The organism is Nostoc sp. FACHB-280 (genome assembly GCF_014697615.1).
Taxonomy (GTDB): domain Bacteria; phylum Cyanobacteriota; class Cyanobacteriia; order Cyanobacteriales; family Nostocaceae; genus Nostoc_B.
Genome location: NZ_JACJSD010000033.1, coordinates 57813 through 78948 on the forward strand (window position 1 = coordinate 57813; position 21136 = coordinate 78948).

Consider the following 21136-nt stretch of genomic DNA (forward strand, 5'->3'; position numbering starts at 1 on the left):
TTGATCTCAACTATAAAATATTAATTAATTGTAAATTTTTTCCACATCTTGCTTTCACACTGCTCGATTCCTAGTTCTTTACAAAGTCCCTCCATTGACTATTAATTATTGACTAATAACTATAAACTCATAACTTATCACTCCTGTCTACTACTACAAATGACTGAAGCAACAGCACCTCGTCTCGAAATTGGCGTTAAGGAAACCGTACCAACGATTCATTACCTGGTAGCAATGCCCCAACCAGAAACCCATCTGTTTGAAGTGAGCTTGCAGCTGGTTAATCACTCATCCCCAACCCTGGACTTGAAAATGCCCGTCTGGACACCAGGTTCTTACCTAGTGCGGGAATACGCCAAGAATCTGCAAGACTTTGCCGCATTTAGTGGAGAGCAACCTTTACCTTGGCGTAAAATCAACAAAAACCACTGGCAGATCAATACAAACGGTATTTCGGAATTAACGGTACGTTACCGCATATTTGCCAATGAGCTATCGGTACGGACAAACCATTTGGATGGTACCCACGGTTATTTTAACGGTGCAGCCCTGTTTTTTAGAGTCCGGGGCTGTGAAGGGTTGCCAATTCAAGTGACGATTGTACCGCCGCACCCCGAATGGCGAGTGACGACTGCCTTGCCCTCAGTTGATGGACATTCATCCACGTTTTACGCAGCCGATTTTGATACTCTTGTCGATAGTCCCTTTGAAATTGGTTATCACGAGTTATACCACTTTGAGGTTTTGGGAAAACCTCACGAACTGGCTATTTGGGGACAGGGAAATTACCAAGCACAACAAGTAATTGCTGATATTCAAAAAATCATTCATGTAGAAGCACAGATGTTTGGCGGTTTGCCTTACGACAGATATGTGTTTTTACTGCATTTGTTTGCTCAAGCTTATGGTGGTTTGGAACATAAAAACTGCTGTTCCTTGATTTATCAGCGTTTTGGGTTTAACTCACCAGATAAATACGATCGCTTCATTCAATTGGTAGCCCACGAGTTCTTCCACTTGTGGAATGTGAAACGAATTCGCCCAAAAGCTTTAGAGGTTTTTGATTACGATCGGGAAAACTACACTTCGTCTTTGTGGTTCTGTGAAGGAACAACCAGTTACTATGATTTGCTGATTCCTTTACGGGCGGGAATTTATGATGCCAAATCATATTTTCATAATTGGAGTAAGGAAATTTCCAGATTTTTAACTACCCCAGGGCGGAAGGTGCAATCACTGGCTGAGTCTAGTTTTGATGCCTGGATTAAACTCTATCGCCCAGACGCTAATAGCAATAACTCCCAAGTTTCCTACTATTTAAAAGGAGAAATGGTTTCGTTATTGCTAGATTTGCTGATTCGAGAGCGATCAGCAAATCAGCGTTCTTTGGATGATGTGATGCGGTTGATGTGGCGCAAATTTGGCAAATCGGAAATTGGTTATACACCTGAAGAGTTGCAGGAAGTAATTGAATCTGTCGCAGAGATAGATTTAACGGACTTCTTTAATCGCTACATTAATGGTACCGATGAGTTGCCGTTTAATCAGTACTTGGAACCTTTTGGTTTACAGGTGATTGCCGATAAAGAAGAAGAACCTTACTTTGGGTTGAGATTAAATACCGAAAATGGTAGAGAGATTGTCAAGTTTGTAGAATTTGGTTCGCCTGCACAATTGGCAGGAATTGATGCAGGTGATGAATTACTAGCGATCGCTGGTATTCGTGTCACCTCCCATCAACTAAGCGATCGCTTAAAAGATTACCAAGCCAACGACGTAATTCAAGTAACAGTTTTCCATCAAGATGAATTACGTACCTGTTCTGTAACTCTGGCTGCACCACGTTCTAGTAAGTATCAAGTAATTCCAGTTAACAATCCCAATATCACACAAAAAGAAAATTTTGCTGGCTGGTTAGGTGTACCATTGGCCAGCCTGCGTTAAGACTGCTACTTTTAAATGTTTTGATTGCTAAGGCAACTCACAGAGGCTCAATAAAAATATTGCGCCTCTGTGAGTTTTTGCTAAGATACATCCCTAAAAAATTAAAGTCTGCGATTTTTTGATAAGTTGATACTAAGCATGACAGATTAATTAGGAATAATTATGAATATCAATTTATCAGTTAATCGCCTCCTAAGATGGCTAATTTTAACACTGTTGTTTCCGCTATGGTTTCTGAATGGATGGTTATTACTAAAGTTTTTTCAATATTTTCAACCTTTAGTAACTATTCTTGTATTAGCATCTTTGTTTGCTTTTATTTTAAATTATCCTGTTTCGTTACTAGAGAGGAAAGGATTAAAACGTAACTATGGAGTCACACTAGTTTTTGTGTTGGCAACTTTTATCTTCACAATTTTTGCAATTACATTACTGCCTATAGTTTCTGAGCAATTTAATGAAATGGTAAAGTTGTTGCCACAATGGATTGATTCTAGTGAGTCCAAGTTACAGGTTTTAAATGATTGGGCTTTTAGCCAAAGAAACAGCATAGATTTTAGCCAGATTTTTACCAGAATTACTGATAAAATTCCCGAAGAAGTAGAATATCTTTCAGATAAGCTGTTAAGTATTATCATCGACACTATTGATAGTATTTCTGGTGCATTAATTACAGTAGTGTTAAGTTTTTACCTGTTATTAGATGGGTCGAGATTGTGGCAAGGTATATTTAAAAAATTACCTTGGGATTCTGCACAAAAAATTGGAAAATCAATCCAACAAAACTTTCAGAATTACTTGATTGGTCAAGGAACATTAGCTGTATTGATGGGACTTGCCCAAACACTCATGTTTCTGTTGTTTCAAGTCCAATTTGGCTTGCTTTTTGGCTTAGGAGTAGGAATTTTAAGCTTAATTCCCTTTGGCGATGTGTTTAGTTTAATAGTAATTACTTTAATTATCGCTACCCATGATTTTTGGTTAGCAGTTAAGGTTTTGGCAGTAGCTGTGATTATAGATCAACTCATTGACCAAGTAATTGCTCCCCGACTATTAGGAAGTTTCACAGGACTAAGACCAATTTGGGTGTTAATTTCTTTATTAGTAGGAACTTACATTGGTGGCGTTTTAGGGTTAATTATTGCCGTACCAGTGGCTGGTTTTATTAAAGATGTTACAGACGGCTTTGCTTTATCGAATAATTCTGCGGTCACAAGTGAAGAGACAGAAATGTTACCCCAAGAATCTACATCTGTTTGAAATAAATATCTTTGGAAGTCTTGGGTTATACAAACAAAGCCTGCCTTTGTAGGCTAAATATATGCTTCTTCGTATCGATTTGGTATTAAATACCTTTAAATCCCATTTCGCTTTCTACTTGTTGCACCTCGGTTGAGTTTACCTGATTGGAGGCAGTTACTCTACGAGTTTGACGCATCAATCCCAGTTGGCTGATAAATATGCCAATGATAATCAAACTACCACCTATGTATTGAGGGAAAGTAGGGGCTTCATCTAAGATAAAATAAGCTGCTAAAATACCGGCAATGGGAGTAAATGAGCCAACTAAGGAAGCTACAGATACAGTAGAAGCTCTCAAACCTTTAAACCACAGGGATTGGCCTAAAACGACAATTATCACACTATAAAGCAACATCCACCGCCACAAAAAGGGCGAAAATACTTCTACAAAATGATGCTGACCGTAGAGTCGTAAAGCCAGAAAGAAAAATACGACAGTACCTAAAGCAGTGCGGTAAATGGTAAAAATTCCTAAAGGAATCTGGGAGATAGATTTTTTTCCAATCACTGTAGCTATAGCTGTGGCTACTGCTGCTACTGCTGCTAAAATTTCGCCTGTACCCAAGTGAAACCCTGGCATATTATTTATAGGAGTTCCTTGTGGTTGGAGTAAGACAGTTAGGGTCACACCAATAAAAGCTGCGATCGCACCGACAATTTCCCAAAAATTTACTCTTTCTTTCAATAACCAAATTGATAAAGCTAAAGCCAGGGGTGGTTCTAATCTGCCAACCAAAATCACATTATTGACATTGGTGAGTGCCAGTGCTTGAAAAATTAATCCAGGGGCTAAAGCTCCTGATAGGATAGAAACTACCGACAACACTAACCAATTCTTTACAGTTATTTGCTTCAATGCTGTTTTGTTCCACTGCCGCCTATAGATAAGAATCAGAACCAATAAGGCGCAGATATTCCCAACGAACAAAACATTACATAAAGAAATCGGGTTTCTGCCATTGACTAAGTTTTGCGAGCCAATTTCTGTTAATTTGCGGGTAATTGCGCCAGATGCGCCGAAAATGACGATTGCGAGCCAGAGATAGGCTTGACTTGGAATTCTATCAATGAAATGATGCCATCTTCTCAGGCTAGTCACAACGATACCACTTATAGTTGCAATACAAATTACATCCAGAATACTAAAAGATATTAGCTTACATTTAAATGAGAACAAGCTGAAACACCCTTAAAAATTACCTAAGATTTTTTGACATCACATTTACCTGAGAAAATGCTGAGTTTAGACTGAATCTTCTCAAGGAATAAACTCAGACAATTTATGGCTAAGTTTCAGATGAGGTTCAGTAGCGTTTGAGATGCTCTGGATAGCTGCTCTAAAGCTCAAACATAAGGAACATTAACCAATGAAATTCGCCCCTTCCTTACTAACAGGTGTCGCCGTAGCTGGTTTGTTGACAGTTGGGAATATCTCATTTCAGGCTGTAAAACCTTCAATTTCTATACTTCCGGTTTCAGCTGCTGATGCTACAGGTTTGTCCGCTCAACAAAAAATTGACTTGATCATCAAGAATAAAGGTGTTTTTGGTAGTGGTGATCAACTACGTCGTTTCTTCTTTGGCGATCTTGAACCGGTTGGAATTCAACCTGGTGGTGCAGGCCATGTAGTTAACCTTTACAACAAAGCTAGTAATACGACATTTTCTTACTGCTCTACCTTTGATGTTGTTGTCGCAGTGAAAAAAGGTAAAGTCGAGAAGTTTGCGCCTGAAGAAGTTAAGTAATTTTGTGTAGTAATTAAGTAATATAAATAAACTTTAGGGTAGTAACAAACATCTTGTTTACTACCCTAATTTTTTGCTTGGGGTTTTATGCAACAACGGAGAGGGGGGGATTTGAACCCCCGAAGAACTTACATCCTTAACGCATTTCGAGTGCGCCGCATTCAACCACTCTGCCACCTCTCCAGGTACTGATAGAAATGCAAAGACTTTCCTCAGCTATGATAACACTCCAAATCCAGAGAGCGATCGCTTGTTTAGGAAATCCACATTAGACTTATATGATCATGATGAAACTTCAACGTTCTGCCAAACGTCAGTTTTCCAGCCATGACTTATCCCAAGCTATTCCAGATTGTAGAGGTTATCGCTGGAGAAAGTACTTGAGATAATTAGTATAAAATCAGAAATTCTGAAACCCAAATTTCTATGAAGCCCTGCAATCAACCGCTAACATCACAACTACGCCGCTTTGGTCTAGCCTTGGTACTCCCAGCCGCACTTTTAGGCGCATTTACCTTTCCTAGCCAAACACAAACAGCAACCGCGCAGTCTGCTGCTGGTAATCGGCCTTTAACTATTCGCTCTGATATCCAAGAATATGACGCTAAAAGCCAAATTATCACTGCCCGTGGTAATGTGCAGATGTTGTATCCAGCGCGGCAAATCCAAGCAACTGCGGCTCAAGCACAATACTTTAGCAAAGAACGTCGCATAGATTTTACTGGCAATGTCTATATTTTGCAGCAAGGCGGCAATAGTATTCGGGCAGAGAAGGTGACATATTTAATTGATGAAGGTAGGTTTGTCGCTTTACCCCAAAGCAATCGTCAGGTAGAGTCGATTTATATGGTGGAGGACTCCGAACTAGGTAGACAAAATACTACACCAGCCCCCAAAACCCCAAATCTCAAGCCTGCCAATTAATATTTAAGTAGAACTGCGGAGAATAACCTCCTGGTTTATCCTCACAATTATGAGTCTTGAGTCAAAAAACTAGTCTATAGCCCCTAATCCCTTTTTCATAATTCCTAGTAGCCTTACCAAGCCACTAGTGTATGCAGTTCATAATAACTACTTAGTATCAATCAACGCAGATAGTGAAAATTGTTTTAGAGAATATTCACAAATCTTACGGCAAGCGAGCCATTGTTAATCGCGTCAATCTTTCTGTTATTCAGGGTGAGGTCGTTGGTTTATTAGGCCCAAATGGTGCTGGTAAAACGACGACTTTTTACATTGCTACAGGTTTAGAAAGACCCAATCAAGGGCGCGTTTGGCTAGATACTCAAGATATTACTGGTATGTCAATGGACAAAAGGGCGCGTTTAGGTATTGGCTATTTAGCCCAAGAAGCCAGTATATTTCGCCAACTAAGTGTGCAAGATAATATACTTTTGGTATTAGAGCAAACCAATGTTCCCAAACGGGAGTGGTCGAAGCGATTGTATACTTTGCTGAAGGAGTTTCGGTTAGAGAAAGTAGCTAACAGCAAAGGTATTCAACTCTCTGGTGGTCAACGACGACGGACAGAATTAGCCAGGGCGTTGGCGGCGGGAAGAGAAGGTCCAAAGTTTTTATTGTTAGACGAACCGTTTGCTGGGGTTGATCCGATCGCAGTGGCAGAAATTCAAGAAATTGTAGCAGGACTGCGCGATCGCGGTATGGGAATCTTAATCACAGATCACAATGTGCGTGAAACTCTGGCTATTACTGACCGCGCCTATATTATGCGTGAAGGACAAATTCTCGCTTCTGGTACGGCTGACGAACTGTACAGCAATCCTCTCGTCAGACAATACTATTTAGGGGATAATTTTCACGTTTAAAAAACTGAAAAATTTAAATTGATAAGTTCCAAATTACGCATTAACCAGGGTTGAACCATAAACTTTTATTTGCTTATGATTTCCACAAAGCAACAATCTTTTTATAGTGTTAATTCACTGCTGCCATTTACGATTATGGATCGTTATTTGCTCAGTGAATTGCTGCCACCATTTTTTTTTGGTGTCGGGGCATTTTCATCTATTGGCGTAACAATTGATGCGGTATTTGATTTAGTAAGAAGAATTGTTGAATCTGGGCTACCTGTGGGCATTGCGATTCAAGTTTTCTTGTTAAAAATGCCATATTTTATTGTGTTAGCTTTTCCTATGTCCACGCTGTTGGCGACTTTGATGACTTACAGTCGTCTGTCTAGCGAAAGCGAACTCATCGCATTACGGGGGTGTGGGGTAAGTGTTTATCGAATGGTACTGCCTGCTGTGGTGTTAAGTTTGTTAGTTACAGGTATGACATTTGTCTTTAATGAACAAATTACACCAACAGCTAATTACCAAGCAAATCAAACTCTTCAAAATGCTATTAAATCTGATAAGCCAGTTTTAAAACAACAAAATATTTTTTATCCTGAATACCGTGATATCCAAGAAGCTGACGGAACTAAAACTAAGATGCTGGCACGCTTATTTTATGCTGACCAGTTTGATGGAAAACGGATGAAAGGTTTAACAATTATTGACCGTTCTACAGCAGGGTTGAATCAGGTAGTTGTGGCAGAATCAGCACAATGGAATGGTTCGCAAAGTGTTTGGGATTTTTATAATGGCACTATTTATTTAGTGGCACCTAATGGTTCTTATCGCAACATTTTACGTTTTGAACAGCAACAACTCAAACTACCCCGCACACCGCTGAGTCTAGTAGAAAAAAGCCGTGACTATGGAGAAATGAATATTTCCGAATCTTTAGAACAATTAACAGTGGAAAAATTAGGAGGCGATCGCCAAAAAATTCGCAAGCTGCAAGTGAGAATTCAACAGAAAATTGCTTTACCCTTTGTCTGTTTAGTATTTGGCATAGTCGGCGCAGCAATGGGCAGTATCCCGCAACGCACTGGGAGAGGTACAAGTTTTGGCGTGTGTGTGATTGTGATTTTTACTTACTATTTACTATTTTTTGTTAGTGGTGCGATCGGACAAGCTGGTGTGATTTCTCCCTTTTTGGGTGGTTGGTTGCCTAATTTTATTTTCTTAGGTATAGGTTTATTCTTATTGATGCGCGTAGCTAGGCGCTAGGAACTCTAACTAAAAAAATATCTAATTTTTAATTATGAGGGATAGCAGCACCTCGACTTAGCTCGGCGACCGGAAGCAGCAAAAGCACAGGGAGAAAAAGATTCTGAGCAATGTATTTGTAAACAATCAGGAGAAAATGGCAAATGAGCAACAACTTGGTAGAATCCTACTAGCCGTTCGAGAGAGATGGAGAAAAGGGTTAAGAAACATTGCAACTTTTAGGCGCTTTTAGTGTTTTTTTGTTGCGATTTTTCTCCCTTCACTAGCGTCTACACTTGCCACTCTCTAGCGATACATTTCTTAATTTTAAAGTTTTGCGAAAATTTTCTTATGACAACCGCAATATCTGATCAAAATACTGCCGATTTAGCTGCCGATGATTATGTTGTTATTGGCTTGGCAACCTGTTTTATTAAAGAAGATGGAGAGGTTCATCAAGTTGAAGTTATAGAACCGATTCCCTCTGCGTCTTTAGAAACGTTAATGAAAGATATTCCAACTTCCTATAAACTGGCTTGTGCAACAACTATAGGCGCAGTTTTGGAAGGTGAAACGCCATTATTACCCGCAGGTTTTCCTGTGTCGGCGCAGTTTGGTGAAGAATTTGCCCAAAGAGTGTTTGCAGCAGCGCGGACTTATAAACGCAGCGACAGCAGTAAAAATTTAATTCCTTTGGGTACGACTTACACAGATTTCAAGTATTCTACTGAACGTAAACGGGTGTTAAATGCTGCCAGAGTTGTTACAAAAGAAGACAATGTGAAACAGCATTCACATACACACAAGGTTCTTTAAATATTAAGTGATTATGCTAAAACTTTATGGTGGTGCCTTTAGTCGGGCTGCGATCGCCAAATGGTATCTCGAAGAATTAGAACTTCCCTATGAGTTTGTTCAGCTAGATATGCAAGCAGGCGCACACTTACAGCCAGAATACTTGCAGATTAACCCGATGGGTAAAGTCCCGGCAATCGTTGATGGTGATTTTCAGCTTTGGGAATCTGGGGCGATTTTGCTGTATTTGTATGAGAAGTATGACAAATCTTCAGCTTCCCTAGAGGAACGGGCAAAAATATTTCAATGGGTTTTGTTTGCTAACTCTACTCTCGCATCAGGAATATTTAACGAATCCACTAGAGAACGCGAAGTACCCCGCTTGTTAACTCCATTAAATCAGATTTTTCAACAACAACCCTTCATACTGGGTGATGAATTCACCGTTGCAGATGTGGCGGTGGGATCAGTTCTCGCTTACATCCCGATGATGCTGAAACTAGACCTCAGCGCCTATCCAGCAGTTGGGGAATATATTAACCGGATGTCTGAACGTCCTGCCTTTAAAAAAGGTATTGGTGGACAGGGTTAAAAGTAAAAAGTGCTGATACTAATCTAAATCTTGTTCAGATCCCCCCAACCCCCCTTAAAAAGGGGGGCTAATAAACCTTTTTTACCCCCTTGTTAAGGGGGTCGCCGTAGGCGGGGGGATCTAAAATTTAGAATGAATGAACCTTTATCCGAAAAGTATTGACTCAGCACTTTGCTAGTACTTTATCCACAGCTTGTAAAGCTTGGTCAATTTCTGCCTCACTGACAATTAATGGTGGGACAAAGCGCACCACTTTTGGCCCTGCGGGGACAAGTAATAAACCTTCAGCAATGGCAGCGTTGACAACTTCACCAGCAGTTAGGGCAATGTCAGCAGCTAACTCCATTCCATTGATTAAGCCCCAACCGCGAACTTCAGAAATATATTGAGGATATTTAGCTGCGATCGCTTTTAACCCAGTACGTAACTGTTCTCCCCTCTCTTGGACATTCTGCAAAATATTTTCTTTTTCCAAGGTTTGGCAAACACTCAGCGCCACACCACAAACAAAAGGATTCCCACCAAAAGTACTGGCATGTTCTCCTGGCTGAAAAACATCACAGAATTTTTTACTCATCATTGCGCCAATGGGGATTCCACCGCCCAAACCTTTGGCGCTGGTAAAGATATCTGGTTCGACACCGAGATGTTCATAACCCCATAAATAACCACTGCGTCCCATTCCGACTTGCACTTCATCAAAAATTAATAAAATGCCGGTTTCATCACAAATCCGCCGCAGTTTTTGGAAGTAAGCCACATCACCAGGACGTACACCGCCTTCTCCTTGCAATGGTTCTAATAAAATGGCTGCAACCTGATAATCACCTTCATCTAACTCACTAATGGCTGTCTCAACAGCCGTAATATCGTTATAAGGTACGTAATGGAACCCAGGAACCAAGGGATCAAAGTATTTTTGATACTTGGGTTGTCCGGTGGCGGTAATCGTTGCCAAAGTCCGTCCGTGGAAACTGGCATTCGCCGTTAATATAATTGGCTTTTCTATTTCTAGAACTGTATGGGCATATTTACGTGCTAATTTAATCGCCGCTTCATTCGCCTCGGCTCCAGAGTTACAGAAAAATACGCGATCGGCACAGGAATGTTGGATAATCCATTTGGCTAATTCCCCTTGTTCGGGAATGTAGTACAAATTAGAAACGTGATGCAGCTTTTGAATTTGGCGTGTCACAGCTTCAACCATTGCTGGGTGGGCGTGTCCTAGGGTGCAAGTGGCAATCCCCGCCACAAAATCTAGGTATTCCCGCCCCTGTGTATCCCAAACTCGGCATCCTGCACCTTTTTCTAAGGCTAAAGGAAACCGACCATAAGTTGACATCACGGCTTCGTTAAAACTATCCGAATCAAAAGGAATAGATGACACTGAACCTGATGCTGGGGGGATGCTGGCTTCTTCAACTAGAGTTTGTAAGCTCACTAACCGCTCCTCCTGAAAATTTTTAATTCTACACTCACTTACTAGTTTCCTCGAAATTGTTAAAAATTTCTTGTGATCGATCGCAAATCATGATTTCTTTTAGGCTAACGCTTAAATATCCTTAAACGAAGAACACTGGTGAGAGATAACTTTGTATTCCACTCTTGAGAGAAAATATCAACGTATCCAAAAAGAGCTAATGGCAGGTGCGATCGCTCTTGGGGGTGTGTTCCTGATTGGCACTTTATGGTACAGATTTGTAGAAGGTTGGTCATGGGAAAATGCCGCTTACATGACCGTAATTACCTTAGCTACGGTGGGATATGGCGAAACACAGCCACTAGGCAGCCGTGGACGCTTGTTTACCATTGCCCTAATTTTGTTGGGCGTAATTAATATTGGTTATATAGTCAATCGATTTACAGAAGCCATCATCGAAGGCTACTTTCAAGAAGGAATTCGACTACGACAACAGAGGCGCGTAATGGAATCCTTGACAGAACATTATATTATTTGTGGATTTAGTCGCACTGGTCGGCAAATTGCTAGAGAATTTCGGGCGGAAGGCGTACCTTTTGTAGTCATAGATTCCGAGATTGAATCGGTGCAACGAGCGCAGATGGAAGGTTATGTAGTATACCAGGGTGACGCAACCTTAGATGATACGCTTTTCCATGTGGGGATTGAAAGAGCGATTTGTATAGTTGCCGCCCTACCTTCGGATGCAGAAAATTTATATACAGTATTATCAGCAAAAACATTAAATCCAGATATTCGGGCGATCGCTCGCGCTAGTACAGAAGAAGCGTTACAAAAATTACAGCGTGGTGGCGCAGATGCCGTAATTTCACCATATATTACCGGGGGGAAACGGATGGCCGCAGCCGCCTTAAGACCGCAAGTATTAGATTTTGTTGATGGCATTCTTTCGGGTGCAGACAGACAGTTGTATATGGAAGAATTTTTACTTGACCCTAGTTTATCTCCCTTTGTCGGACAAACATTGCAAAAAGCCAAATTGCGATCGCAAACTGGTGCATTAGTCTTAGCCATTCGCCGCGTTGATGGTAATCTGATTGGCGGCCCCACTGGCGATACAATACTAATGCCAGGAGATACCCTGATTTGTATGGGGACAGCCGAACAGTTGCGGAGTCTGAATCAAGTTCTGGTTCCCATTGGTTCGCAAATATTACGCAAGCCAAAAAATCAGTGATAGGTGATAGGTGATAGGTGATAGGTTACAGAGGTGCAATTTTAGGAGAGCGATCGCTATTTCCTTCCCCTAAACTACTATCTTTGCAAAAATAGTAAATATTCACCCAACCCTACTCCTGCTTCTTGGTTGGTGAGCGAAGTCGAACCACTGCCTTCTGCCTCCTACAGAGTCATCTACCGAAAACCCTATGCTTACCCAAGATAAACAACAACGTAACTGGCAACCTATTATCAAAGCATTTGAGGCTGTCCTTGGTAAAAATGGTGTAGTTCAACGCCGCGAAGAATTGATCACTTATGAGTGTGATGGGTTGACTAGCTATCGTCAACGTCCGGCTTTGGCTGTATTACCCAGAACCACAGAACAAGTCGCGGCAGTAGTGAAAATATGTAACCAGTATTCTGTTCCTTTTATCGCGCGGGGTTCCGGTACAGGCTTATCTGGTGGTGCTTTACCATTAGAAGATTCTGTATTAATTGTCACCTCATTAATGCGGCAAATCCTTAGCGTTGATTTAGACAACCAGCGCATTGTTGTACAGCCAGGAGTAATTAATAGTTGGGTAACGCAAACAGTTAGCGGTGCAGGATTTTATTATGCGCCAGATCCTTCCAGCCAAATTATCTGTTCAATTGGCGGTAATGTTGCTGAAAACTCTGGTGGGGTGCATTGTTTAAAATATGGTGTCACCACTAATCACGTTTTAGGTTTAAAAATTGTCACCCCAGAAGGAGAAATTGTTGATTTAGGCGGGCAAATCCCGGAAACTCCAGGGTATGATTTAACAGGTATATTTGTTGGTTCTGAAGGAACGTTAGGAATCGCCACAGAAATTACCCTCAGAATTCTTAAAACTGCCGAATCAATTTGTGTATTATTAGCAGACTTTACAAGTGTAGAAGCTGCGGGGGCTAGTGTTTCTGATATCATCAGCGCCGGCATAATTCCTGGTGGTATGGAAATGATGGATAACCTCAGCATCAATGCTGTTGAGGATGTTGTTGCTACTAATTGTTATCCGCGAGATGCGACTGCTATTTTATTGGTAGAAATTGATGGTTTAGAAGTTGAAGTCGCAGTTTTAAAACAAAGAATTACTGAAATTTGTCAGCAAAATGGGGCGCGGAATGTCACTGCTGCTACTGACCCAGAAACCCGCTTAAAATTATGGAAAGGCAGAAAAGCGGCCTTTGCTGCGGCTGGACATTTAAGCCCCGATTATTATGTACAGGATGGTGTAATTCCGCGTACGCAATTGCCTTATGTTTTGCAAGAAATTGAAAATTTAAGTCAAAAATTTGGTTATAAAATTGCTAACGTCTTTCATGCTGGTGATGGCAATCTCCACCCCTTAGTTCTTTATGATAATTCTGTCCCTGGTGCATTAGAAAAAGTTGAGGAATTGGGCGGAGAAATTCTCAAGCTTTGTGTGAAAGTCGGTGGTAGTCTTTCTGGTGAACATGGCATTGGTTCCGATAAAAAATGTTATATGCCAGAAATGTTTAACAGTGTTGATTTAGAAACAATGCAATGGGTAAGGCAAGTATTTAATCCCCAAGGTTTAGCCAACCCCGACAAAATTTTCCCCACACCCCGCACCTGTGGCGAAGCTGCAAATGCTATGAATCACAAGCAGTTTGAAGGCGTGGAACGATATTAAGCACCCTAGAAATGCGCGGATGGGTAGGTGTAGAAAATCAGGCTTGAGGAAAAATCGCTGTATTCTTTGTGGTGTATGCTTTTGCATAAAACATAATTTAAAATTACCCGCGCACCTTATACAGTATATGTTTCAGCTACTTGACGTAAATCAACTGACATTTACTAGTGTTATAATCAACCCATCCGCGAAACTGAACCTCGAAAACCAAATACAGATTAGCTTTCCGGCTCCCGCAGTTGAAATTTCACTTAATCCCTATTAGGGATTGAAACCGAAGAACAATTAGAATCTGTTGTAATCGAAACGTTGAAATTTCACTTAATCCCTATTAGGGATTGAAACAAGTTCAAAGTACGCAAACCCTTCTACATTAGTACCAGCAGGTTGAAATTTCACTTAATCCCTATTAGGGATTGAAACGAACGGGCGGACGAAGTGACAGCAGCACGGCAGTTGAAATTTCACTTAATCCCTATTAGGGATTGAAACTATCAATCATCGAGACTATCAACCAAAAACACTAGTTGAAATTTCACTTAATCCCTATTAGGGATTGAAACCTGTACCAAGGTGAGGATTGCCATTTTTAGCAACTTTGTTGAAATTTCACTTAATCCCTATTAGGGATTGAAACAGGATATAACTCAACACCCTGACGAATACCAAATAAGTTGAAATTTCACTTAATCCCTATTAGGGATTGAAACTTTAGTCTTTTCTGCTAGTATCCCTGGATGTAAATTGTTGAAATTTCACTTAATCCCTATTAGGGATTGAAACTTAAATTCTTTTTCTGAGTGACTTTGAACAATCCCCGTTGAAATTTCACTTAATCCCTATTAGTGATTGAAACCTCGATACCTGGTGCTGGTGTCATTACCTCTGCAACGTTGAAATTTCACTTAATCCCTATTAGGGATTGAAACTTACTGGATTATTTGACTTTTTCGTAAGCGCATTTGGTTGAAATTTCACTTAATCCCTATTAGGGATTGAAACGCAAGACGAATACGAAGTGCAACGGGTGAGGGTTGAAATTTCACTTAATCCCTATTAGGGATTGAAACAGCTAATAAATCAGTAATTGTCTCTATGTGTGCGGTTGAAATTTCACTTAATCCCTATTAGGGATTGAAACCATCAGCCATTGCATACTACCAAGCTAATAAATGTTGAAATTTCACCTAATTCTTATTAGGGCTTGAAACCTATTTTAAATTTTATGAAGCCTTTCAATAGACCTCTTGCATAAATCAGATTATGCCTACTAAACAAGCGAATTTTCTGTAAGTCTTTGCGCCTTTGCGCCTTTGCGTGAGACCTAAAATTCGTGTTTTATAACATTCGTGCAAGAGGTCTAATGACAAAGTTGAAATTTCACTTAATAAAATGGGTATTTTTGATTTAACAGTCAGCAGTCTTCAAATAAACTGATAACTGTTGACTGTTAAATGATTTATGCTGTCTCCAGCATTGCAGGCGAAAAGTGAGGTTTCAATACTTCTAACCACTGTGCAATGCGTTCATCAGTTTTATCGCTTTCATTTACTTCATCAATTGGTAATCCCACAAATTTATCATTGCGGACAGCAAAGGAATATTTGTAAGTATAGCCATCTAAGGGAAACTCACCTACTAAAGTAGCGCCTAACTTTTTGAAGTGATCGTACAAAGTACCCAAGGCGCTAACAAATTGTTCCCCGTGAGTCACACAATCTCCTGCACCAAATAAGGCGATGGTTTTACCTGTAAAATCGGGTTTTTCTAGGGACATATCAAAGATGGGGTCACGCCAATCATTTTGAACTTCTCCAGAACCCCAAGTTGAACAACCAAAGAGTAAATAATCATACCCTAGCATTTGCTCAACGCCGTCAAAATCTTCTTCCATGCTGTAAATATCGCACAGTTCTTCACCAAAGTATTCGTGTATTTTTGTGGCGACTGATGCAGTGATACCGGAAGTACTACCGTAGAAAATAGCCATCTTTGCCATAATTAAATCTCCTCTGGGTATAAATAAACGAGCGAATTTTGAACCCCCGCGATCGCTTTGGTAGGATATTTATCTCCAGAGATTCCCAGTCACTAACAGGTTTAACTTTGGTAGAAAACCCTAATAATCATAAATTTGAGGCAGACATTTATCGGCAATAATATTTAAATAGATATGAGGGCATTTCTACTTAATGACTATTATTAGCGATAAACAATAATTGCATATTATTTTGATTAACACTTGAAAAAAGTTTAAATATTACAAATGTGATTTTCAAAAATTAATTGCTAATTACAATTCTGAAGAGATGTATAAACTGTAGTAGCGTATTTTAGCGAATCAAAACCAGTGTACCAGCTAAAATTAAGCCAGTTCCCAATATTACTTGCGGCGTTAGTTGTTCTTTGAGAAACAGTACTGAAAAAACTAGTACCAAAAGTAAACTTGATTTATCTAAAGGCGCGACTAAAGAAGCTTTCCCGACTTGCAAAGCCCGAAAGTAAAATAACCAAGACAAACCCGTTGATAAACCAGAAAAAACGAGAAATAACAGAGTTTTAGGCGAAATTGTCAGCAGTGTATCTAATTGTCCTTTGGCAAAAACCCAACCCCAAACCATGACTAGAATGACTACTGTGCGGATTGCGGTTGCTAAATTGGGGTTTATCGTTTCGACTCCTACCTTGGCGAAGATAGTCGTTAAGGCTGCAAAAAATGCTGATAGTAGGGCAAACACTATTGCAGTCGTTTCATTACTGAGCATTTAATCTCTTGCACCACCTGAGCTTTATTGAGAAATAATATCATTATTTTCTCGGAGAAAATGGTACATATACTTTAAACAAACACTTTTTATTTTTGGCTTCCCCGTAGGGGTATAGGGTTTAAGGGTTTTAAACACCTACACCGTTCAGATGAGGCTCACGACGAAGCCCTTACATATTACACATATTCTCAATAGACAACTTTTGTGCGTAAGTCCTGAGATATCACCCAATCTCTTAAAAGTTGATTTACTTGATCTGGAATTTCATCATGGGGACAATGACCAGCCCTGAGAAAATATTCAGTGAGTTGGGGGTAATATTGGCGGAATTTTTGTGAACGTTCTCGCGCTTTCATCCAAGGATCAGCCTCGCCCCACAGTAATAATAAAGGACAAGTTAATCGTTGCAACAGCACATCAACTTTTTCCCCTTGAGGACTGCTAAATACAGAAACAAATACATCAAAAGCCCCAGCATCATAAGCAGGGCGATAAATTTCTTCTACTAATTGGTCTGTAATTGCGGTTTTATCTAAATAAACTTTTTCTAAAGTGCGGCGAATTACCCAACGTTGTCGCACATATTGAAATATCAAAAACCGGGAAAAAGATTGTTTAAAAATCCACTTGACACTACTACCTAAGATTTTTTCTAGGGGCGATGGTTGTTTGGGTGGTTGGATTTGTGATTGTAATGCTTCTGGTTCTGCTGTGGGTTGGGTTTCGCTGAAAGGGCCAGCACTATTGAGTAATACTACCCCAGCAACACTATCAGGATATTGGGCAGCAACAGACAAACTTGCATAGCCACCAAGGGAGTTACCTGCAACGATCGCTTGGCGACCAATTACTTCACTGATAAAATCATGCAGTTGATCACGCCATAAGTCACCACTGTACTGTAGTTTGGGTTTAGCCGATCGCCCGAATCCCAACAAGTCGATCGCAAACACTTCAAAATCTTGATACAATCCACTAATATTCTTTCGCCAGTGGTCTGTGGAAGCACCAAACCCATGCACCAACAGCAAAGGCGGACGTTGGGATTCTGACTTTCCTGCATGTACATAGTAAATTTTCTGCCCTCGCCACTGCCAATATTTCCCAGGCACAGGATTTGTCGAAGGGGGTGTACTAACTTGCATAATTTTAAGTAATGTTAAGTAGTTGTTAATAATTGTAGAGGATGTGAGGGTATAGGGGTGTGAGGGTATAAGGGTGTGGGAGAGAAGAACTAATGACCAATGACCAATGACCAATGACTAAAATTACAGGCACTACCAAATTATTAGGGGTAATTGGACATCCGGTGGAACATTCGCTGTCACCGTTGATGCACAATGCTGCGATATCAGAATTAGGGTTAGATTATGTTTATTTACCTTTCCCGATCGCACCTGATAACTTAGAAATAGCGATCGCAGGTTTTGCGGCAATTGGGGTAACAGGTTTTAGTGTGACAATTCCCCATAAACAGGCAATTATGCCGTTATTATCAGAAATTACCCCCGTAGCCCAAGCGATAGGTGCAGTCAATACTGTGACTCGCCAAAATCAGCGATGGATAGGGACAAACACAGATATTGAAGGATTTATCGCCCCCTTACAAACAACATACCAACAAGATTGGAGCCAGAAAGTAGCAGTCATTTTAGGTAATGGTGGTGCAGCGAGGGCTGTGGTTGCAGGCTGTTATCAACTGGGTTTTGCAGAAATTTATGTTGTGGGACGCAATGAACAAAAATTAATTGAGTTTCGTGATAGTTGGGGAAGTTCACCCATAGCTGAAAAGTTACAAGTTTATCCCTGGGGTAGTTTGTCAAAATTGGTTCCCCAAGCGCATTTATTAGTGAATACAACCCCCATTGGGATGTATCCACAAGTAGAAAACTCGCCTTTAAGTGTCGCAGAAATGGCTGATTTACCCCAAGGTGCGATCGCTTATGATTTAATTTATATTCCCCAACCAACAAAATTTCTCCAACAAGCCCAAAATCAAGGCGCTATAGCCATTGATGGCTTAGAAATGCTAGTTCAACAAGGTGCAGCCGCTTTAAAAATTTGGTTACAAACAGAAACTGTCCCAGTTGAGATTATGCGCCAAGTACTGCGCCAACATTTAGGCTTATGAAAAAGTGCTGAGTACTGAGGGGATTAGACAAGGGAGAGGGGGTAGACAAGGAAGAAATATTACTCCCTTGTCTCCCTTGTCCCCCTTGTCTCCCTCGTCTTAACGATAAGCCTTTCACTGAACATAATCTGACAAAGTTAATGGTAACTGAACTATAAACCTAGTCCAACCTTGAGAACTAGTAACTGTGATATTGCCTTGCAGATATTCCACCAGTTTTTTCACCAAAGTTAAACCTAAACCGCTACCACTATTAAATGTAGATTCGTTTTGCAGAACTTGGTAAGTATAATCAAAAATGGATAATTTCTCTTGGTTTTGATTTTGGGATATGCGATAAAAAGGTTCAAAAATTTGAGCTTGTTCTTTGACTGGAATTTCTACACCAGAATTGCTCACAATAATTTCTACCACAGAAGTTGGAACATCAGATACTATCTGCGGAGAATTTGGTTGATTAGAGATTGTTGTTATTTGAACGCCTACTGTAATAATTTCGCCCAAGGGTGTATGTTTACAAGCATTCATGAATAACTCTGATAATATCCTTGTCAAGATAGCCAAATCAGTCGTAATATTTGGCAAATCTGGAGGAACTTCAAATTTTAAAATTTGCTGTTGAGTTTGAGCAATATCCTGATAGCTTTCAGTAATATGAGGTAGCCAATCTTGTAGACGAATAGAAGTTAATTCTAGAGGATACATATCTGCGTCTACAAAACGCATATTTAATAAATCATCTACTAAATTTAGTTCGCGTTCGCATTCGTAACGTAAGATATTGATATAGCGAGCTACAGCATTTATTTCGGGAGGTTTACCAGACTGAATCATCCGTCGCCGATCAAGAATACTTTCCAGCATTGTAATTGCCATTTTAATGTTGGATAATGGCGTACGCATTTCATGAGAAGTAGCTGCTAGAAAATCTTCTTTTAACTGGTTTAACCGTTGCAGTTCTGCCATTTGAATTTCTAACTGACGGGTGCGTTCATTGGCTAAGTTGCGTTCTTGGCTTAATCTGCGTTGGGTATCATCTCGAAATACTAAGACTGCGCCTGTAATTTTACCGTAATTATTGCGTAGAGGAGCAGCACTATCAGCAATGGGAATAGCTTTTTTATCTTTAGTAATTAATAAAGTGCGATCGCTTAAATATGCAGTAGTTTCTTGTTCTAAAGCCGTATGAATGGGATTTAATACGGGTATTTTAGTTTGTTCGTCAACTAGGGAAAAAATTTTTTCTAATACTTGGTTTTTCGCTTCGTATAATTGCCAGCCTGTAAGTGTTTCTGCCACTTGATTCATGTACTTAATCTGTAACTGGGGATCAACTACAATCACCCCATCTCCCATACCTCGCAACACAGTACTTAAAAACTGTTCCCGTTCATAGCGATTGAGCGCCGTTTGAATGGCAACATAGAGTTCTTGATCCCTGATGGGTTTGAGAATGTAACCAAAGGGAAAAGTGAGAGTTGCTCGTTCTACAGTACTTTGGTCAGAGTGTCCTGTAACATAGATAATCGGGATTTGTAAATCATTCCAGATTGCTTCTGCGGCTTGGATACCATCACTTTCACCCCGTAATCTAATATCCATCAAAATTAAGGTTGGGCGCATTGCAGTTGCCTTTTCTATAGCGTCTTCTGCGGTATCTGCAATATCAATAACGGTGTAGCCCAAAGATTCTAAACTTTCTTGCAAATTGATGGCAAGAATATACTCATCTTCCACAACCAAGACTTTCACTGTCTTGGTTGTGCTTGTATCGGAGGGTATATCTATCATATTCATGCCCTACTTTTTGTAAAAGTAATTTTAAATTTTGTTCCTTGTTGAGAATGAACTTCAATAGTTCCTCTTAACTGCTTCACTAAACCCTGGACAAGAATAATCCCTAATGTTTTTGTGTGTTTAGGATCAAAGTCTTGAGGCAGCCCAACGCCATTGTCTTGAATGATTAATATCAAATTGTAATGATCTGTTTGCTCTAAACTAACGATAATTTCCCCTGTACTTTGATTAGGAAAAGCGTATTTTAAAGCATTGGAAACTAATTCATTGATAATCAAACCACAAGGTATGGCTGTTTCAATGTCTAAGCTGGCATTATTAACTTGGATTTTAAGTTTAATACAGTTAGGCGTAACATTGTAAGAATCAAATAAATGAGTGGTTAAGTCGGGTATGTATTGAGCAAAATCTATGTTGGCCAAATCGGCAGAACGATAGAGTTTTTCATGAACTAAGGCAATAGAAGCAATGCGATTTTGACTATCGCGCAGAATTGCTGTGGCTTCGGGGTCTTGTGTACGTCGGCATTGCATTTGTAACAAACTACTAACAATGCCTAAGAGACCATTTATAAAGTAAATCTTTAGACGGCTAGACGACGTAACATAATACGAGTCATAACGGCATATATAGCAGCTTCACTCATTTCAGGAAGACGTTCGTAATCCTTACTCAAACGATGGTAC

At 40.1% G+C, this 21136-nt stretch carries 18 protein-coding genes, 1 tRNA gene, 1 pseudogene and 1 CRISPR repeat array; of the genes and pseudogenes, 11 read left to right on the forward strand and 9 right to left on the reverse strand.

Features of this window, described 5'->3' with window-relative positions; all coding sequences use genetic code 11:
- Positions 1-159 precede the first annotated feature (159 nt).
- Both H6G75_RS22030 and H6G75_RS22035 read left to right on the forward strand, forming a co-directional pair.
- The gene (locus H6G75_RS22030; protein ID WP_190982124.1) at positions 160-1944 is read left to right on the forward strand and encodes a M61 family metallopeptidase; all 1785 of its coding nucleotides are present in this window, start codon (positions 160-162) and stop codon (positions 1942-1944) included.
- 168 nt (positions 1945-2112) lie between these two features.
- A complete protein-coding gene (locus tag H6G75_RS22035) occupies positions 2113-3204 on the forward strand; it encodes an AI-2E family transporter (RefSeq protein WP_190982139.1) in 1092 nt (363 codons plus the stop codon).
- Between the two features lie 85 nt (positions 3205-3289).
- Here the strand turns inward: H6G75_RS22035 and H6G75_RS22040 are convergent, their stop codons facing one another.
- Positions 3290-4345 (reverse strand): DMT family transporter, encoded by a 1056-nt coding sequence (locus tag H6G75_RS22040; RefSeq protein WP_190982125.1) that lies wholly within the window; start codon positions 4343-4345, stop codon positions 3290-3292.
- A gap of 268 nt (positions 4346-4613) precedes the next feature.
- On the opposite strand from H6G75_RS22040, the gene H6G75_RS22045 reads away from it, so the two are divergent.
- The gene (locus H6G75_RS22045) at positions 4614-4991 is read left to right on the forward strand and encodes a hypothetical protein (RefSeq protein WP_190968361.1); all 378 of its coding nucleotides are present in this window, start codon (positions 4614-4616) and stop codon (positions 4989-4991) included.
- 96 nt (positions 4992-5087) lie between these two features.
- Here the strand turns inward: H6G75_RS22045 and H6G75_RS22050 are convergent.
- A tRNA-Ser gene (locus H6G75_RS22050) sits at positions 5088-5174 on the reverse strand.
- Positions 5175-5417: 243 nt separating this feature from the next.
- Between H6G75_RS22050 and H6G75_RS22055 the strand changes: the two genes are divergently transcribed.
- The 5 genes from H6G75_RS22055 to H6G75_RS22075 all read left to right on the forward strand — a co-directional run bounded on the left by H6G75_RS22055 (position 5418) and on the right by H6G75_RS22075 (position 9434).
- Positions 5418-5915, forward strand: a complete 498-nt coding sequence (locus H6G75_RS22055) for an LptA/OstA family protein (protein WP_190982126.1) — start codon at positions 5418-5420, stop codon at positions 5913-5915.
- 173 nt (positions 5916-6088) lie between these two features.
- Positions 6089-6817, forward strand: a complete 729-nt coding sequence (gene lptB / locus H6G75_RS22060; RefSeq protein WP_190982127.1) for an LPS export ABC transporter ATP-binding protein — start codon at positions 6089-6091, stop codon at positions 6815-6817.
- 135 nt (positions 6818-6952) lie between these two features.
- Positions 6953-8068, forward strand: a complete 1116-nt coding sequence (locus H6G75_RS22065; RefSeq protein WP_190982128.1) for an LptF/LptG family permease — start codon at positions 6953-6955, stop codon at positions 8066-8068.
- 330 nt (positions 8069-8398) lie between these two features.
- Positions 8399-8863, forward strand: a complete 465-nt coding sequence (locus H6G75_RS22070) for a hypothetical protein (RefSeq protein ID WP_190982129.1) — start codon at positions 8399-8401, stop codon at positions 8861-8863.
- Between the two features lie 13 nt (positions 8864-8876).
- Positions 8877-9434, forward strand: a complete 558-nt coding sequence (locus H6G75_RS22075) for a glutathione S-transferase family protein (protein ID WP_190982130.1) — start codon at positions 8877-8879, stop codon at positions 9432-9434.
- A 163-nt stretch (positions 9435-9597) separates the two neighbouring features.
- On the opposite strand, the gene H6G75_RS22080 is transcribed toward H6G75_RS22075, so the two are convergent.
- Positions 9598-10875: an aspartate aminotransferase family protein gene (locus H6G75_RS22080; RefSeq protein ID WP_190982131.1), complete on the reverse strand. Its 1278-nt coding sequence runs from the start codon at positions 10873-10875 to the stop codon at positions 9598-9600.
- A gap of 151 nt (positions 10876-11026) precedes the next feature.
- Between H6G75_RS22080 and H6G75_RS22085 the strand changes: the two genes are divergently transcribed.
- On the forward strand, positions 11027-12091 hold the full coding sequence (locus H6G75_RS22085) for a TrkA family potassium uptake protein (RefSeq protein ID WP_277884101.1): 1065 nt from the start codon (positions 11027-11029) through the stop codon (positions 12089-12091).
- A 190-nt stretch (positions 12092-12281) separates the two neighbouring features.
- Positions 12282-13754, forward strand: coding sequence for a glycolate oxidase subunit GlcD (gene glcD, locus H6G75_RS22090; protein ID WP_190982132.1), 1473 nt, complete (start codon positions 12282-12284; stop codon positions 13752-13754).
- Between the two features lie 238 nt (positions 13755-13992).
- Positions 13993-14965: direct repeats of the CRISPR family, unit length 37 nt; unit sequence GTTGAAATTTCACTTAATCCCTATTAGGGATTGAAAC.
- 248 nt (positions 14966-15213) lie between these two features.
- Here glcD and H6G75_RS22095 read toward each other — a convergent pair.
- The 3 genes from H6G75_RS22095 to H6G75_RS22105 form a co-directional block, all read right to left on the reverse strand.
- Positions 15214-15753: a flavodoxin gene (locus tag H6G75_RS22095; RefSeq protein WP_190982133.1), complete on the reverse strand. Its 540-nt coding sequence runs from the start codon at positions 15751-15753 to the stop codon at positions 15214-15216.
- Between the two features lie 334 nt (positions 15754-16087).
- Entirely contained in the window at positions 16088-16519 is a 432-nt protein-coding gene (locus H6G75_RS22100) for an EamA family transporter (RefSeq protein WP_190982134.1), read from the reverse strand.
- Between the two features lie 191 nt (positions 16520-16710).
- The gene (locus H6G75_RS22105) at positions 16711-17667 is read right to left on the reverse strand and encodes an alpha/beta fold hydrolase (RefSeq protein ID WP_190982135.1); all 957 of its coding nucleotides are present in this window, start codon (positions 17665-17667) and stop codon (positions 16711-16713) included.
- Between the two features lie 113 nt (positions 17668-17780).
- On the opposite strand from H6G75_RS22105, the gene H6G75_RS22110 reads away from it, so the two are divergent.
- Positions 17781-18653: a shikimate dehydrogenase gene (locus H6G75_RS22110; protein ID WP_190982136.1), complete on the forward strand. Its 873-nt coding sequence runs from the start codon at positions 17781-17783 to the stop codon at positions 18651-18653.
- Positions 18654-18767: 114 nt separating this feature from the next.
- Here H6G75_RS22110 and H6G75_RS22115 read toward each other — a convergent pair whose 3' ends face one another.
- From H6G75_RS22115 to H6G75_RS22125, 3 genes and pseudogenes are all read right to left on the reverse strand, one after another.
- A complete protein-coding gene (locus H6G75_RS22115; RefSeq protein ID WP_190982137.1) occupies positions 18768-20444 on the reverse strand; it encodes a response regulator in 1677 nt (558 codons plus the stop codon).
- 2 nt (positions 20445-20446) lie between these two features.
- Positions 20447-21079, reverse strand: a complete 633-nt coding sequence (locus H6G75_RS33795; RefSeq protein WP_190982141.1) for a histidine kinase dimerization/phosphoacceptor domain -containing protein — start codon at positions 21077-21079, stop codon at positions 20447-20449.
- A pseudogene (locus tag H6G75_RS22125) lies at positions 21034-21136 on the reverse strand (IS5/IS1182 family transposase); the annotation flags it as partial. The gene H6G75_RS33795 and the pseudogene H6G75_RS22125, both read right to left, overlap by 46 nt.